Origin of the sequence: Micromonospora sp. NPDC048999, assembly GCF_040649295.1 — a bacterium.
Classification (GTDB): Bacteria; Actinomycetota; Actinomycetes; order Mycobacteriales; family Micromonosporaceae; genus Micromonospora.
In genome coordinates, this window is sequence record NZ_JBEZFI010000026.1 from 13,919 (window position 1) to 28,883 (window position 14,965).

The 14,965-nt window shown below is 70.7% G+C and carries 15 protein-coding genes; 7 read left to right on the top strand and 8 right to left on the bottom strand.

Translation table 11 applies throughout. The features are described 5' to 3' along the window. The first annotated feature begins 45 nt into the window (after positions 1-45). Complete coding sequence (locus AB0C02_RS23045) at positions 46-1,290, top strand: MFS transporter (RefSeq protein WP_357550818.1); 1,245 nt, start codon at positions 46-48, stop codon at positions 1,288-1,290. On the opposite strand, the gene AB0C02_RS23050 is transcribed toward AB0C02_RS23045, so the two are convergent. The 3 genes from AB0C02_RS23050 to AB0C02_RS23060 form a co-directional block, all read right to left on the bottom strand. Then, entirely contained in the window at positions 1,268-1,921 is a 654-nt protein-coding gene (locus AB0C02_RS23050; RefSeq protein ID WP_357550819.1) for an O-methyltransferase, read from the bottom strand. The genes AB0C02_RS23045 and AB0C02_RS23050 overlap by 23 nt on opposite strands. Positions 1,922-2,090: 169 nt before the next feature. Further along, positions 2,091-2,747, bottom strand: a complete 657-nt coding sequence (locus AB0C02_RS23055; RefSeq protein ID WP_357550821.1) for a Maf family protein — start codon at positions 2,745-2,747, stop codon at positions 2,091-2,093. A 60-nt stretch (positions 2,748-2,807) separates the two neighbouring features. Then, the gene (locus AB0C02_RS23060; protein ID WP_357550823.1) at positions 2,808-3,035 is read right to left on the bottom strand and encodes a winged helix-turn-helix domain-containing protein; all 228 of its coding nucleotides are present in this window, start codon (positions 3,033-3,035) and stop codon (positions 2,808-2,810) included. Between the two features lie 210 nt (positions 3,036-3,245). Here AB0C02_RS23060 and AB0C02_RS23065 point away from each other — a divergent pair, with 210 nt between their 5' ends. Then, on the top strand, positions 3,246-3,428 hold the full coding sequence (locus AB0C02_RS23065; protein WP_357550825.1) for a hypothetical protein: 183 nt from the start codon (positions 3,246-3,248) through the stop codon (positions 3,426-3,428). Between the two features lie 519 nt (positions 3,429-3,947). On the opposite strand, the gene AB0C02_RS23070 is transcribed toward AB0C02_RS23065, so the two are convergent. The 3 genes from AB0C02_RS23070 to AB0C02_RS23080 all read right to left on the bottom strand — a co-directional run bounded on the left by AB0C02_RS23070 (position 3,948) and on the right by AB0C02_RS23080 (position 7,244). After that, the gene (locus AB0C02_RS23070; protein ID WP_357550921.1) at positions 3,948-5,021 is read right to left on the bottom strand and encodes a S8 family serine peptidase; all 1,074 of its coding nucleotides are present in this window, start codon (positions 5,019-5,021) and stop codon (positions 3,948-3,950) included. Between the two features lie 1,463 nt (positions 5,022-6,484). Further along, on the bottom strand, positions 6,485-6,937 hold the full coding sequence (locus AB0C02_RS23075; protein WP_357550827.1) for a hypothetical protein: 453 nt from the start codon (positions 6,935-6,937) through the stop codon (positions 6,485-6,487). Positions 6,938-7,025: 88 nt separating this feature from the next. Next, entirely contained in the window at positions 7,026-7,244 is a 219-nt protein-coding gene (locus AB0C02_RS23080) for an acyl-CoA carboxylase subunit epsilon (protein ID WP_357550828.1), read from the bottom strand. A 92-nt stretch (positions 7,245-7,336) separates the two neighbouring features. Between AB0C02_RS23080 and AB0C02_RS23085 the strand changes: the two genes are divergently transcribed. Continuing rightward, positions 7,337-9,316 (top strand): protein kinase, encoded by a 1,980-nt coding sequence (locus tag AB0C02_RS23085; protein WP_357550831.1) that lies wholly within the window; start codon positions 7,337-7,339, stop codon positions 9,314-9,316. A 45-nt stretch (positions 9,317-9,361) separates the two neighbouring features. Here the strand turns inward: AB0C02_RS23085 and AB0C02_RS23090 are convergent, their stop codons facing one another. Next, positions 9,362-9,853 (bottom strand): Uma2 family endonuclease, encoded by a 492-nt coding sequence (locus tag AB0C02_RS23090; RefSeq protein WP_357550922.1) that lies wholly within the window; start codon positions 9,851-9,853, stop codon positions 9,362-9,364. 169 nt (positions 9,854-10,022) lie between these two features. On the opposite strand from AB0C02_RS23090, the gene AB0C02_RS23095 reads away from it, so the two are divergent. The 3 genes from AB0C02_RS23095 (at position 10,023) to AB0C02_RS23105 (ending at position 12,381) form a co-directional block, all read left to right on the top strand. Then, entirely contained in the window at positions 10,023-10,763 is a 741-nt protein-coding gene (locus tag AB0C02_RS23095; protein WP_357550834.1) for a M50 family metallopeptidase, read from the top strand. 186 nt (positions 10,764-10,949) lie between these two features. Then, positions 10,950-11,450 (top strand): SigE family RNA polymerase sigma factor, encoded by a 501-nt coding sequence (locus tag AB0C02_RS23100; RefSeq protein ID WP_357550835.1) that lies wholly within the window; start codon positions 10,950-10,952, stop codon positions 11,448-11,450. Then, a complete protein-coding gene (locus tag AB0C02_RS23105; protein WP_357550836.1) occupies positions 11,443-12,381 on the top strand; it encodes a hypothetical protein in 939 nt (312 codons plus the stop codon). Before AB0C02_RS23100 ends, AB0C02_RS23105 begins: the two co-directional genes overlap by 8 nt. 7 nt (positions 12,382-12,388) lie before the next feature. On the opposite strand, the gene AB0C02_RS23110 is transcribed toward AB0C02_RS23105, so the two are convergent. Further along, positions 12,389-13,972 (bottom strand): acyl-CoA carboxylase subunit beta, encoded by a 1,584-nt coding sequence (locus AB0C02_RS23110; RefSeq protein WP_357550837.1) that lies wholly within the window; start codon positions 13,970-13,972, stop codon positions 12,389-12,391. Between the two features lie 96 nt (positions 13,973-14,068). Here AB0C02_RS23110 and AB0C02_RS23115 point away from each other — a divergent pair, with 96 nt between their 5' ends. Next, positions 14,069-14,944 (top strand): biotin--[acetyl-CoA-carboxylase] ligase, encoded by an 876-nt coding sequence (locus AB0C02_RS23115; RefSeq protein WP_357550840.1) that lies wholly within the window; start codon positions 14,069-14,071, stop codon positions 14,942-14,944. Positions 14,945-14,965: the final 21 nt, after the last annotated feature.

Genomic DNA, 14,965 nt, shown 5'->3' on the forward strand with positions numbered 1-14,965 from the left:
CTCACCAGAGGCGGGGCACCGATCCTGCGCGCGTAGCGTGGATCGGTGCCCCGCCTCATCCATGACAAGACGACTTGGTTGACCTATGCCCAACTCGGGCTGTGGGGCTTCTTCCTCTACGGGTTCGGCCCCGTCGTACCGCTGCTCCGCGACGAACAGGGCACCAGCGCCGCCGTCGCCGGCCTGCACAGCACGGGCATCGCGGTCGGCGCGCTGCTCGGCGGGGCACTCTTCGCGCCGGTTGCCCGTCGCCTCGGTCGCGGCCCGGCCATCTGGCTCGGCCTGGCCGGCGTGGCCGCCGGGGTCGCCGCCCTCGGGCTGCTGCGCCCGCTGCCCGCCACCCTCGCCGCCGTCGCGGTGATCGCCACCTTCGGCATGCTGGTGGTCAGCGGGGTCAACGTGGTGCTAACCGCCCATCACGGGCCTGCCGCGCCCGCCGCGCTCACCGAGGCCAACGCCGCCTGCGCCGGCATGGGCATCCTCGCGCCGCTGGTCATCGGCACCACCGTGAACTCCGGCCACGGCTGGCGGCCGGTGATGGCCGTCGAGGTCGGGCTGATCACGCTGGTCGCCCTCGCCGCCCTGCTTTTCCGGGTACGCCTGCCGAAGGCCGCCCCGGCCGCCGCTGGCCCTGCCGTGGTGACCGCCTCGGCACCGGCGGCCCGCACCCCCGCGGCGCACCGGCTGCCGGCGGCGTACTGGATCGCCTGGGTGCTCATGTCGGTCACCGGCTCGATCGAGGTGTGCCTGTCGCTCTGGACCGCCGACGTGCTGCGTACCCACGCCGGGCTCGGCGCGGGCAGCGCCTCGGCGGCGGTCGCCGCGATCGTCGGCGGCATGTTCGTCGGACGACTGGCCGGCGGCCGGTTCGCGCTGCGCTGGCCGCCGGTGCCGCTGCTGCTCGGCGCGCTGGCCGTGTCCCTGGCCGGGTTCGCGCTCTTCTGGTCCGCCCCGGTCGGCTGGCTGGCCGTCACCGGTCTGGTCGTGCTCGGGCTGGGCAACGCCCTGCACTACCCGCTGGCCATCTCCATCGCGCTCGCCGTCGCCGGGCCGGCCGCCGACAAGGCGGCCGGCTGGTCGTCGTACTCGATGGGGGTGGGTTTCGGGATCGCGCCGGTCCTGCTCGGTTGGGTGGCCGACGGCGTCGGACCGCACCTGGCCTTCCTGCTGCTGCCCGGCTTCATCGCGGCGTCCGTGCTGCTCACCGTGCGGCTCGGCCGGGTCCTGCGCGCGGCGCGCCCTACCGCCCCTGCCAGCGGCCCGGTCCTCAGCGCACCCGGGCCAGGGTGACGCCGTCGGCGATCGGGAGCATGACCACGTCCACCCGTACGTCGGACATGATCTCGTCGTTGAATGCCGCGATGGCCCGGTCGTCGGCGTTCTCCGGGGCGAGCACCCGGCCACCGCGCAGCGTGTTGTCCACCGCGATGACCGCGCCCGGTCGCATCCGGGGCACCAGCTCGTCCCAGTAGACCGGGTAGCCGACCTTGTCGGCGTCGATGAACGCGAGGTCCAGGTACCGCTCCCGCGGCAGCTCCCGCAGCCTGTCGGCGGCCGGGCCGATGCGCAGGTCGATGAGGTCCTGCACGCCGGCCCGCGTCCAGTAGCGGCGGGCGACGCCGGTGTACTCCTCCGAGATGTCGAAGCAGGTCAGCTGGCCGCCCTCGGCGAGGCCCCGGGCGATCGCCAGCGAGGAGAGCCCGGTGAAGGTGCCCACCTCCACCGCCTGCCGCACCCCCAGCAGCCGGGTGAGAAAGGTCAGGAATGCGGCCTGCTCCGGCGCGACCTGCATGTCCGCCTGCTCGGGAAGGGCGGCCAGCGTCTCCTCGGCCAGTTCACGGACGATTTCGTCGGGGGCGGAACCGTGCGCCACGAGATAGGCGTGCAGTTCCGGGGTCAGCGGCAACGGCTTCGTGCTCATGATCGGCACGTTAGCCGATATTCTCGACCGTCGACGTCGGCTGGTTGGCTGGCTGGCTGGCGTGTCGGCGTCCGGGAGCAAGACAGCTTTTGACCGTTATGCCTCTGGGTCATAAATATGACTCACAGGCATGACGCTCTCACCAGTTGTGGCCTCCCGCCAGCCCCGGCTAGCCGAGAGGTTCGATTTCCTGGCCCCCGGGTGCGACCTTCGTCCACAGATCCGTGATGCTCAGCCCCAGCTCGCCGAGGAGGCTCCGCAGCAGCGGCAGGCTCAACCCCACCACCGTGCCCGGGTCACCCTCGATGCCGGTCAGGAACGCCCCGCCCAGCCCGTCGATGGTGAACGCCCCGGCCACCGCCAGCGGCTCACCCGTCGCCACGTACGCGGCGATCTCCTCGTCGGTGATCTCCGCGAAGTGCACCGTGGTCGAGGCCACCGCCTCCGCCCGCGACTCGTGGGTCACGTCGATCAGACAGTGCCCGGTGTGCAGCACCCCGCTACGCCCGCGCATCCGCTGCCACCGCCGGGTGGCATCCGCCGCGTCCGCCGGCTTGCCCAGAATCTCCCCGTCGAACGCCAGCACCGAGTCGCAGCCGAGCACCAGCGTCCGCTCGTCCGGCGTGGCCCGCAGCCGGCCCAGCACCGCCTGCGCCTTCAGCCGGGCCAGTTCCAGGCACAGCTCCTCCGCCCGGTCGCTGACCACCTGCGACTCATCAACGCCGCTGACCAGCACGTCGGGTTCGATCCCGGCGGCTTGGAGCAGCTTGCGGCGGGCGGGACTCTGCGAGGCGAGCACGAGGCGCAGCGGTACGGAAGTCGACACGTGGGCGACGTTACCGGCCGATCCGTCGTAGCGGGTCAGCGGCACGGCGGCGCAGGGCGGTTAGCCTGTAGGCCGCTCTCGGACGAACACGCCGACGCCGGAGACGGATTCGACCAGGCCCCGGTCGCGCAGGATCGTGACGGCAGTTCTGACCGTCATGTGCGAGGTCTTGTACTGCTCTTGCAGCTCCCGTGACGACGGAAGTTTGCTCCCAGGCGGCAGGTCACCGGACTCGATGCCAGCCACGATGTCGTCGACGATGCGCTGGTAGGCGTGTCTGTAGTTCATGGTTCTCCCCTGGCAGGTGAGGTCATCGGACCACGCCGGGGGCCGCAGGTCAAGATCCGCGCGCATCAGATGCCATCATAGGCTTGACCTGTGATGCGCGCGCATCATAGGTTCGGAGCGTGACGGTCCCTGGCAGGTTCCGTCACGGCCGGGGCGGGCCTCCCCGTGGCCCGTCCCGGTCCACCCGTACTCCCCGGTCAGAGGAGACCCATGGTCGAGCGGCACACCGACCCCCAGCCCGTCAGCCTGCGACACGGCGCCGGCCGCCTCGCTGACGGGGACCGCGTGCCGGTGCCACCACTCCCGCCTCCACCGCCGCGCCGGCTGCGCGTCACGGTGCTGGCGTGCGTGTTCGTCGTCGCCCTGGCCGTCGTGATCGGGGCGCTGCGGTGACCGCCGCGCCCGCCCCGGTCACGGTTCGCCGCTGGCGGCGGACCCTCAACACCCACCGACCGCCCGGCCCGGGGCAGCCGTGCCCGATCTGCCAGGTGCGCCGCTGCTGGCCGTGGGCGTCCGCGCGCGGTGACTTGGTGACCCATGGCCTGTACCACGTCGGGCCGCCCATCGACCTCGGGTCATCCCGCACCGTCGAACGGCCGCACCAGGCGGCGGGCGGAACGAAGCAGAAGATCCGTGACGGCGAGACCTGAGCGCCCCACCCCGGGGCCGATCCCCGGGCCGTGGCCGAGCCCGCCCGGGACGATCGTCCGGTGCATGGGCTGCGTCCCGGGCATCACCGTCACCACTCACTACTGCAATGGCGGCAAGCTGTTGCAGCCGTACGGCGGGCGCTGTCAGTGCCGGGAGCCTGGCTGCGCTGGATCGGCGGCCGACCCAGGGCCTACCGCGACACCGGCACGGCGGCGGCGACGCGCCTGACCGTCCTGTGGCGCACAGCCGATTTGACGAGCGCTACCGGCCGGCACGGCGACGCCGCCACACCAGATAGCCCCCGCCCGCCGCCACCAGTACGCCCAGCGTCGCCAGCCCGCGCGCCGTCGCACCGTCATCCCCGCTGTCCTCCGGCTGCGCAGCTTGGGTCGAGGCGGGTGCGGTCGCGACCGCCGACTCGAAACCCAACGGGGGTACGTCAGCGGTGAGCGCGGCGACCAGGTCGATGACGCCGTAGCCGTACTCGTCGTCCCGCCCGGGCGGCCCCTTGTCGATAGCGGTGGCCGTCAGGCGATGCTTGACCTCCTGAGCCGGCAGGTTGGGGTACTTGGACCGAATCAGCGCAGCCGCCCCAGCAACGATCGCCGTGGCGTCAGAGGTTCCGGAACTTTTGCGATATTGGCCACCGATGCTTGTGCTATAGATATCGATTGCTGGCGCTACGACGTCGATCTCGGGCCCGGATGCCGATATCGCTGCGTGTCTGCCATCCCGGTCGACGCCGCCGACAGCGATTACACCCGGCTCTGACGCCGGATAGGTCACACCAGTCTCCCGAGGGGTGTTGCCAGCCGCTGCTACCACTACAATATTGGACTCCAAGGCCGTTCTTATGGCAGCCTGAAGGCGAACTGTTGCGACATGGGCGGCGGAAATGCTGATTATGTCGGCATGGTGAGTAATCGCGTACTCGATGCTAGACGCAAGGTCGTCGGCATTGCCGAGGCCGTCCGCAGGTGTGTCATAAAGGGGCAAGATCTTGGCCCTCGGAGCTATTCCTAGGGCGCCTGAACTAGACCCTCGTCCGTGAGCGGCAATGAGGCCTGCCATTCCTGTGCCATGACTATTCTGGTCTCGTTGGCCGTTGCCGTTCCCGCCCGGAATCATGTCGGCCCCTTGGAGAAGGTTTCGCTCTAGATCGGGATGTGGATCGGTGCCAGTATCCGGGACGGCTACGATGACGCCTTCACCACGGCTGATCTCATGCGCTTCCCTCGCATTGAGGTATCGAAGATGCCATTGGTCGGCTCTAACCTGGTCGGCGGCGCTTCCACTCGCGAGTGCAGTAGTGGGCGTGAAGACCGGCAGTAGGATGCAGGTGGTGCCGAACGCAAGAGCGACTTCGAACAGACGGGCAGATGCGGAGGTCATGTCGTTTCAGCGGTCGAGGCCAATAGCTGGGCCGGGATCAATCGGTCGACCCTCATCGGGTGGTCGAACTACTGGGTCCACCCCATGCTCAGTCTCCCATGGGTTGTCTGGATCCCACCGATGTTCGTCACCATCGCGTTGATCTGAGCCCTGTAGGCGGTTGCGAACATCCTGCCCCCCTCGATAATTGGCTGATCCTGCATGGCCATCAAATGACAACGGTCCGTGCGTGCCGAGGAATGGTCCTTTGCTTGCCCCCGGTCGAGAGCCGGCCGCGCCTGTCGGAGCCGTGCCAGCGCCGCCACTGCCGATTACGCCGCCGATGGGGTTCACACGACGAGGCGAGGCAGGCCCGGCTGGTTGACCGACGAAGGGAGAACCGCCGATGAGGCCGCCAGGAGGCATCGGACGTGCTGACGTAGGCGAGGTGCCATTGCCAGGCGGAACCCCGCCTCCGCTATCGCGGCGAATGGGAAGCCGGTTGAGTGGGGCATTTGGATTGAGAGGCCGCGAGGTGCCCGGCGCAGTCGGCGGTGGGTTGGTGCCCCCTACTTGGGGGATCGATGGCAAGCCAGGCGCGGGCGTAGCCGTGCCTGGGGCTGTCGGTGCTGGAGCGCTACCTGCTCCGCCAAGCAGTGGCGCTTCGCCCAAGACGGGTCCTGCGAAGGGAGCCTTGGGTGTAGGGATCGGCCTATCAGTTATCGCTGGTGAGCGAATTGGCCTTGTCTGCGTTGTGGAGTTCATCGGGATCGGAACGATCGGAGGAATAACTGGTGTCGGGCTTGCCGAACCATACGGATCAACCGGGGATTGATCCACTCGTGGGCCAAGCCGGGCTGGAGGTGGGGGTTGGCGGAGCATGGCTTGGGCTTGTTGGAGTTCGCTGCTCAATCCCGTCATCAACCCCCGCGCCTGGAGGTTCAGCCGTTCCAGGTCCGCGTCCGTCACCGGTGGCTGGTCGGGCAGGCGGCTGCCGGCCACCGCCTTCGGGTCGGCGAGTATCGCCTCGTACGCCCGTTTCTGCTGGAGTTTGGCCGCGTACTCCTCATGGATCGGTTTGAGGCCGGTGCGGGTGCTGGCGATGGCGCGGGCGGCGGCGGCGAGCGCGTCGTAGTTCGCGGCGGCGGTGTCGTGGGTGCGTTGGACCTTGTCGATGAGCTGGTCCAGTTCACCGAGGTACGCCTGCGCGGCGGCGCTGCTCTCCGGTGGCCAGGCTTCGGCGAGCCCTCGGCGATATTCCTTGAGCCGGCTGAGGTGGGTCAGGGCCAGGTCGCAGATCTTGCGCCACCCGGCGACCTGCTTCCAGTGTCCGGTGGTCTCCTGGTCCTGCAGGCACGCCCACATGCTGAGCACATTCATGAGGTGCCAGTCGGTGAGGCCCGACGTGCGGCCGCCGCCCCGCTCGATCATGGCAGTATCACCGGCCCGTCCTGGGGCGCGGTTGGGTCGGGCAGCCTGGGCACGGGTCGCGCCCCGATCGCCTCGGAGCGGCCGAGCTCCCGCTCGACGTCGACTACCCGGGCGGCGGCGAACGCGTCGGTGTGGACGTACTGATCGGCGATCCGGCCCGCGGCGTCGGCCAGGTGGCCGGTGGCGGGGCTGAGGTCCCAGACCATGTGGACGGTGGCCTGCTGGGTCTCGTGGTGCGCCTGAAGGAAGTGGACCAGCTCGATGAAGGCGTCGGCGGGGTTGGGGATCGGCGTCTTCATGTCGTCGGCGATGTACGACAAATGCGCTGCGTAGTTGCGCGTGACCTCGTCCTGGAGCCGGTCGGCGAACTCGCGCATCTGTCGGATGTCGGCCTCAATGCCGCCGTAGCCTCGCAGCCAGCCCGCCGGCCGGTCCTCTTCGGGAATCATCGGCGCTCCTGCCCGTCACCGCGTCGTTTCCGAGAGTGAGGTTAACGGCTTGCAGGGGATCCTGGCAGCCCCGCGTACCCGGGAAGGTTCAGCGGGGGAGGCCGGAGGCGCGCCACGCGCCGGGGCCGGCGACGAGCGCCGCGCCCGCCGGACGGGCGCTGCGCGCCCAGTGCGACACGGCGGCCGGTGCGGTGGCCGTGGCCGTGGCCGGCCGGGTCCGCGCCACGATCGCGCCGACCAGGGCAGCCACTTCCTCGGCGGTGGGCGCCCCGCGGACGATCCGGAACAGCGGCTCCTCGGCAGACATGAGATTCAGGGTACGCGTCCAGAAGTTGACCTTCGTCGCGCAGTGGCGTGCCGGCGATGTGCCCGTTGGGGCAGCCGGGTACGGTTTCAGCAATGTCTGACGCGCTTCCCCAACTCGTCGCCGATCGGTACCGGCTCATCTCGCCGCTCGGCCAGGGCGGCATGGGTCGGGTGTGGAAGGCGCGCGACGAGGTGCTGCACCGGGACGTGGCCATCAAGGAACTCGTCCCGCCGCCCGGCCTCACCCCGGAGGAGCGCCGCGAGATGCGGGAGCGCTCACTGCGGGAGGCGCGGGCGATCGCCCGGCTGAACAACATCAACGTGGTCCGCATCTTCGACGTGCTGCGCACCGACGGCGATCCGTGGATCGTCATGGAATACGTGCCGTCCAAGTCGTTGCAGGACATCCTCGCCGAGGACGGGCCGGTGCCGCAAGCCCAGGCGATCCAGATCGGCCTCGGGGTGCTGGGCGCGCTGAAGGCCGCCCACAAGGCCGGCATCATGCACCGCGACGTGAAGCCGGGCAACGTCCTGATCGGCACCGACGGCCGGGTGGTGCTCACCGACTTCGGCCTGGCCACCATCCCCGGCGACCCGAACGTCACCCGCACCGGCCTGGTGCTCGGCTCGCCCGCGTACATCGCTCCGGAGCGGGCGCACGACGGCACGGCGGGGCCGGAGGCCGACCTCTGGTCGCTCGGCGCGACGCTCTACGCCGCCGTGGAGGGCAAGTCCCCGTACGCCCGGCCGTCGGCGATCGCCACCCTGGCCGCGCTCGCCGTCGAGCCGCTGCCGCAGCCGAAGAACGCCGGGCCGCTCAAGCCGGTGCTACAGGGACTACTGCGCAAGGACCCGGCCGAGCGGATCACCGCCGAGGTCGCGGAGCGCCTGCTTCGCAAGGCCGTCGGGCGGCGCGCGCGGAGCATCTCGCTGCTGGACGGCGTACGCCGGCCGGGGCCGAACGGCCCGCGCGAGCCGCGCCCACCGGTGGTGCCGGCGCCGCGCCCGGCCGACAACCGCACCGAGCATCCGCCCGCCACCCCGGCTCCGCGCAAACCCGATACGGGTACGGCCGCCGACGCCACCGCCATGATTCCCGATGGTCTGGACGCCGCGCCCACCGCGAAGGTGGACCGGCCGGCTGCGGAACCGACCACGAAGCTCGACGGCGTGATGAGGCCCGCCGCCGGCGAGGCTCCGGCGGACGGCTCCGATCTCACCCTCGACGAGATGCGGATCGACGCGACGCCGCTCGTCGACGCCCCGCCGGCCCCGCCGAGGAACCCCGTCTCCGTTTCGGCGGCACCGGTGAGTCCGGCGTCGTCGGCGGGCCGGGCCACGGTCATTCCGGGTACGAAGCCGCAGCGTAACCAGCGCACCCTGCTGATCGGCGCGCTGGCCGTGGTGCTGCTGCTCGGCCTCGGGGTGGGTGTGCCGAAGCTGCTCACCAGCGGCGACGACAAGGGCAATGCCGGGCAGCCGACCGGGGTCGCCTCCGAGGCGCCGCCCCCGACCAGTGCCGCGCCCCCGACGTCGGCCGCTCCCACGTCGGCCGCCCCGACCAGCGCCGCGCCTAGCCCGACCCCGTCACCGACCCCCTCGGCCACCGCTTCCGAGCTGCCGGCGGACTGGGAGTGGTACGTGGGGCCGACCGGCTTCAAGGTGCCGATCCCGAAGGGGTGGCAGTCGAGGTACAACGCTGCCGAGCACTCGGTGCTGCTGTCCGAGGTCGGTGGCGCGGGTCGGGTGCTGCTCGTGCAGTGGACCAATACACCCGGGAAGGACGCGTACAAGGACTGGCAGGGTAAGGAGCCGGACCGCAAGAATTTCGTCAACAATTACAAGAAGGTCGGCATCACGCACTGCGACCCCTACTATCGCACCTGCGCTGACTGGGACTGGTTGGAGACGCGGGACGGCGTCCGGTTCCACACCCGCAACCGGGGCTTCGTCACCGCCAGTAATCGAGGCTTCGCGCTGCGCTGGTCGGTGCCGGTGAAGGACTGGAACGCCAACCTGGCCAACTTCGACCTCATCACCGAGGGCTTCGTTCCGGACCGGAAGGACGACTGAGGCTCGGCCCTCCGACCGCCCGTCGCCGTGGTCGATCCAGGCAGGTCAGCGCAGTGTGGCCGGGTCCAGTGTCCAGCGGAACGGCTCGGTGAGGGTCAGGGTCTCGCCGGCCTTGGCGACCTGGTCCTCGACGTAGTGGCCGCCGTCGAGCCGGTACAGCCGCAGCGCGTGACTGTCGCCGTCCTGCTCCACCAGCAGGTACCACGGGATCCGGGCGATCGCGTAGAGCTGCATCTTGACCAGCCGATCGGCGGCGGCGTTCCCGGGCGAGACGATCTCGCAGATCAGCCTGACCTCACCAGCCTCGATGACAGTGCCCTCGTCATCGGTGTCCGCGACCACCACGTCGGGTATGGCGATCCGATCCGCTCCGAGCCGGACGTTGACCGCCTCGAACACGAGCAGTCCGTGCGGTCGAACGGCCGGACGCAGGCTGTCGACCAGGTTCCACGACACCAGCTGATGTCGCTTGCTCGGGGCAGGGCTCACGATCAGGCTCCCGTCGAGCAGCTCGATCCGGTTACGGCTTTCGCCCATGGCGAAGTAGCCGGCCTCGGTCCAGAGGCCGACGTGCTGGTCAAAGGGCTCCAGGGGTGCCGCGCTCACCGGTCTTCACCTCCCGCTCCGATCGCCACCCGGTCAGTTTCACACGATACGATGCCGTGCCCGTCGAACGACACAGCTTTGGCCGGTACGCTCCCCGCCCATGCCCCTGATCGACGGCTTCACCACCCTCTGGGACAAGCTGCTCGGCGTGCAACCCGCCCCGCCACCTCTGCTGGTGCTGATCACCGCCGCCGTCGCGCTGGCCGTGGTCGCCACCCGGGTGCCGTGGCGGATCGCCCGCAACGCGGTCACCATCGCCCATGAGGGCGGTCACGCGCTGGCGGCCCTATTGACCGGCCGGAAGCTGCGCGGCATCCGGCTGCACTCGGACACCTCCGGGCTCACCCTCTCCGCCGGGCGACCCACCGGCCTGGGGATGATCCTCACCCTGCTCGCCGGGTACGTCGCCCCGTCGCTGATCGGTCTCGCCGGCGGGTGGCTGCTCGCCGGCAACCGGATCACCCTGCTGCTCTGGGTAGCGGTCGCGCTGCTGCTGGCCATGCTGCTGCTGATCCGCAACGTGTTCGGCGTGCTCTCGCTGCTGGTCACCGGCGGTTTGGTGCTCGCCGTCTCCTGGTACGCGTCCCCGGACGTGCAGGCGGCCTTCGCCTGGACATCGGTCTGGTTCCTGCTCTTCGGCGGCGTACGCCCGGTGGTCGAGCTGCAACGGGTACGCAGCCGGGGCCGGATGCCCGAGTCCGACGCCGACCAACTCGCCCGGCTCACCCCGTTCCCGCCGCTGTTCTGGGTGAGCGTGTTCATGCTGGTCAACCTGGCGGCGCTGGCCCTCGGCGCGCTACTGCTCGCCGGCCCGATCCTCACCAACGCTGGCCTCCTCTGAACTGCCGCCCCGCGCGACCGACCACTGAGTCGTCTACGACATCAAGTCTGTAGGGAACGCAAGGAAACATCCGGCCCGGCCGATCGTTGGAGCGAGCGCGGGCTGGAGAAAATGGTCGGCCGGCCGGGCAACCACACCCTCGGCGCCAGGCGTCTCCCCTGCGACCGCCGCGGGGGAGGTAACAGGGTGCCGGACGTCGACGGGTTCGACGAGTTCTACCGAGGTAGCCGACAGCGACTGCTCGGCTTCGTCTATGTGCTCACAGGGAATCTCGCCGAGGCGCAGGACGCCGTGCAGGAGGCGTACATCCGGGCCTGGCAGCGCTGGTCGACGGTGCGTGGGTACGACGACCCGGAGGCCTGGGTACGGGTGGTGGCCAGCCGGATCGCGGTGAGTCGGTGGCGCAGCCTGCGCAGCCGGGCCCGGGCGTACCTGCGGCACGGGGCGGAGGAGTCGACCCCCGCACCCAGCACCGACACCGTCGACGTGGTGGCCGCCCTGCGCCGGCTCCCGGAGGAGCAGCGCACCGCCATCGCGCTTTACTACCTGCTCGGCATGCCGGTCGCCGAGGTGGCCCGGGAGACCGCGGCCCCGGTCGGCACGGTGAAGGCGCGACTGTCCCGGGGGCGCGCCGCGCTCGCCGGGCTGCTCGCGGTGGTGGATCTGGAGGAGGCCGCCGATGCGTGACGACGACCTGGCATTCGTCGAACTGATGCAGCGGAAGCTGGGGGACGTTCGTTGGCCCGAGCCGATGGAGATCCGGGCCCGGGCCGGGCGCCGCACCCGGCGTACGGCGGTGGTGGTGACGGCGATGGCCGTGCTCACCGTCGTCTCGGCGTCCGCGGTCGCGGTGGCGGCCCGACCCGGCTCGTCCGGGGCACCGTCCATCGTCGCCGGGGCGTCGTCCGCAGCCGTGGGCTCCGTTCTGTCGACGACCGGAGCGTCCGAGCCGGCCGTCCCACGGCGCTCGCCCCTCGTCTCGCCCGCAGCCGAGATCCCGCCGGATGTGTTGCTGCGACCCGCCGACGTGAAGGCGAAGGCCGAGCCCCCGCTGTCCCAGGCGGGTCTCGGCGTGGGGGTGCAGTTGGACGAGATGCTGCAATACTGCCGCACCCGCCAGGGGCAGCAGGCGGATTGGGAGCCGTCCCGCTACTCCCGCTCGTTGACCCTGCTCCGGAATCCGGGCGACGCCGAGCAGCCACCGAGCGACGTCCTGCTCAACCAGGACGTCTATCGCGTCGCGCCGGACGTGGCCGACCGGATCTTCACGGACATGGCCGAGGTGCTCGCGCCATGCCGGGAGTGGCGGTCCAGCGGCCCGGCCCAGTGGCAGGGGAAGACGATCCAAGCGCAGTTCGTCCACTCCTGGGAGGAGGTCGACCGCGACTTCGCCGGCGACGAATCCGTGCTGCTGCGGCACACGGTTGTCGAGGCGCGGGACCTGGACACCGGAGAGCCGCTGGACGATCCGTCCAAGCCGGACAGCACCGCTGTCGTCCGGGTCGGCGACCTGATCTCGGTGATCAGGGTGGGCCAGGGTGGCACCGAATCCGACCTGCGCCACCTGGCCACCGTCGCGGCGGAACGCATGTGCGCCGCCGCCAACCCCCGCTGTTGACCAAAGGTCAGAGCGGGATGTTGCCGTGCTTCTTCGGGGGCAGGGTTTCGCGCTTGGTGCGGAGCACCCGCAGGGCGCGGACGATCTGGGTACGGGTCTCGTGCGGGGGGATCACCGCATCGACGTAACCGCGTTCGGCGGCGATGTACGGGTTGGCCAGGGTGTCCTCGTACTCGGCGATCTTCTCGGCGCGGGCGGCGGCCGGGTCCTCGGCGTTCGCCAGCTCGTGCCGGTAGAGGATGTTCACCGCGCCCTGGGCGCCCATCACCGCGATCTGCGCGGTCGGCCAGGCGAAGTTCAGGTCGGCGCCGAGGTGCTTGGAACCCATGACGTCGTACGCCCCGCCGTACGCCTTTCGGGTGATGACGGTGACCTTCGGGACGGTGGCCTCGGCGTACGCGTAGATGAGCTTGGCGCCGCGGCGGATGATGCCGTCCCACTCCTGCCCGGTGCCGGGGAGGAAGCCGGGCACGTCCACGAAGGTGAGCACCGGGATGTTGAACGCGTCGCAGGTTCGCACGAAGCGGGCCGCCTTCTCCGACGCGGCGATGTCAAGCGTGCCGGCGAACTGCATGGGCTGGTTGGCGACCACGCCCACCGGGCGCCCCTCGACCCGGCCGAAGCCGACCACGATGTTCTGCGCGTAGAGCGGCTGGACCTCCAGGAACTCGCCGTCGTCGAGGACGTGCTCGAGGACCTGGTGCATGTCGTACGGCTGGTTCGCCGAGTCCGGGATCAGCGTGTCGAGGTCGCGGTCGTCGTCGGTCACCTCCAGCATGGCGGGCGCGTCGAAGACGGGCGACTCGTCCAGGTTGTTCGACGGCAGGTACGACAGCAGTGCCTTGACGTACTCGACCGCGTCCTCCTCGTCGGCGCCGAGGTAGTGCGCGTTGCCGCTGCGGGCGTTGTGGGTCCGGGCACCGCCCAGCTCCTCCATGCCGACGTCCTCGCCGGTGACCGTCTTGATCACGTCGGGGCCGGTGATGAACATGTGCGAGGTCTGGTCGACCATCACGGTGAAGTCGGTGACCGCCGGGGAGTAGACCGCGCCGCCCGCGCACGGGCCCATGATCAGCGAGATCTGCGGGATGACGCCGCTGGCCCGGACGTTGCGGAAGAAGATCTCACCGTAGAGGCCGAGCGAGGCGACGCCCTCCTGGATCCGCGCGCCGCCCGAGTCGTTGATGCCGACTACCGGGCAGCCGATCTTCATGGCCAGGTCCATCACCTTGACGATCTTCTCGCCGAAGACCTCGCCGAGGGAGCCGCCGAAGACGGTGAAGTCCTGCGCGAAGACACAGACCTGCCGGCCGTCCACCGTGCCGTAGCCGGTCACCACGCCGTCGCCGTACGGCCGGGTCTTGTCCAGCCCGAAGTTGGTGGACCGGTGCCGGGCGAACTCGTCCAGCTCGACGAAGGAGCCCTCGTCGAGCAACATCTCGATCCGCTCCCGGGCGGTCTTCTTGCCCCGCGCGTGCTGCTTCTCGACCGCGCGCGCCGACCCGGCGTGCACCGCCTCGCCGACCCGGCGGTCCAGGTCGGCCAGCTTGCCGGCGGTGGTGTGGATGTTGATCCCGGTCTCGGTAGTCACCCAGGGAATATAACGATGGTTCAGTCGGACACCGCTGTGCAGTGCGCCTCATCGGCTCACCGGCGGCTGCGCCGCCGCAGGCCGTAGGCTGGCGGGATGCCCGGCTCGCCGTACACGGATCTGGACCGACCGCCGCTGTCGGCGGCCCGGCTGCGACGCGCGCTGGTCGCCCCGCACGGGCCGTGGCGTCGCCTGGAGTTGCGCGCGGAGACCGCCTCGACCAACGCCGATGTGGTCGAGGCCGCCCAGGCCGGCGAGCCGGAGGGCCTGGTGGTGGTCGCCGAGCGGCAGACCGCCGGCCGGGGCCGGCGCGGCCGGGTGTGGCAGTCGCCGCCGCGGGCCGGCATCGCGACCAGCGTCCTGCTGCGGCCCGGCGAGGCGGTTCCGGAGCGTGGCTTGTCGCCCGTGTCACCCTCGGGGTACGGCTGGCTGCCGCTGCTCGCCGGGGTCGCGCTGGTCGAGGCGGTGGTCCGGCTGGCCGAGCTGGACGCCCGCCTGAAGTGGCCGAACGATCTGCTGATCGACGGTGCCAAGTGCGCCGGGGTGCTCGCCGAGGCGGTGCCCGGCGGGTCAGCCGACCGGCCGCCCGCGATCGTGGTCGGCATCGGCCTCAACGTCACCCTCCGCGCCGACGAGCTGCCGGAGAACCCGACCGGGCTGCCGGCCACCTCGCTGCAGCTCGCCGGGGCCGTCGCCACCGACCGGGACCCGCTGCTGCGCGCCCTGCTGCGCGCCCTCGCCGACTGGTACGACCGCTGGCGCGACGCCGGTGGTGACGCGGTCGCCAGCGGCCTGCGGGAGGCGTACGAGGCGGCCTGCGCCACCATCGGTCGTCAGGTCCGGGTGCTGCTGCCCGACGGTCGGGAGGTGCACGGCACCGCCACCGGGGTGGACCCCGACGGCCAGCTCCTGGTCGACGCGCCGGATGGTGCGCTCCGCCTGGCCGCCGGCGACGTGCTGCACCTGCGCTGAGAGGAACGGCCTTCCCGCTAC

Bases quoted from the DNA above. Each gene is read 5' to 3' on its own strand.
- AB0C02_RS23060 (WP_357550823.1), bottom strand. From the start codon at position 3,035: ATGAACTACAGACACGCCTACCAGCGCATCGTCGACGACATCGTGGCT.
- AB0C02_RS23075 (WP_357550827.1), bottom strand. From the start codon at position 6,937: ATGATTCCCGAAGAGGACCGGCCGGCGGGCTGGCTGCGAGGCTACGGC.
- AB0C02_RS23115 (WP_357550840.1), top strand. From the start codon at position 14,069: ATGCCCGGCTCGCCGTACACGGATCTGGACCGACCGCCGCTGTCGGCG.
- AB0C02_RS23105 (WP_357550836.1), top strand. From the start codon at position 11,443: ATGCGTGACGACGACCTGGCATTCGTCGAACTGATGCAGCGGAAGCTG.
- AB0C02_RS23090 (WP_357550922.1), bottom strand. From the start codon at position 9,853: ATGGGCGAAAGCCGTAACCGGATCGAGCTGCTCGACGGGAGCCTGATC.
- AB0C02_RS23095 (WP_357550834.1), top strand. From the start codon at position 10,023: ATGCCCCTGATCGACGGCTTCACCACCCTCTGGGACAAGCTGCTCGGC.
- AB0C02_RS23050 (WP_357550819.1), bottom strand. From the start codon at position 1,921: ATGAGCACGAAGCCGTTGCCGCTGACCCCGGAACTGCACGCCTATCTC.
- AB0C02_RS23085 (WP_357550831.1), top strand. From the start codon at position 7,337: ATGTCTGACGCGCTTCCCCAACTCGTCGCCGATCGGTACCGGCTCATC.
- AB0C02_RS23080 (WP_357550828.1), bottom strand. From the start codon at position 7,244: ATGTCTGCCGAGGAGCCGCTGTTCCGGATCGTCCGCGGGGCGCCCACC.
- AB0C02_RS23065 (WP_357550825.1), top strand. From the start codon at position 3,246: ATGGTCGAGCGGCACACCGACCCCCAGCCCGTCAGCCTGCGACACGGC.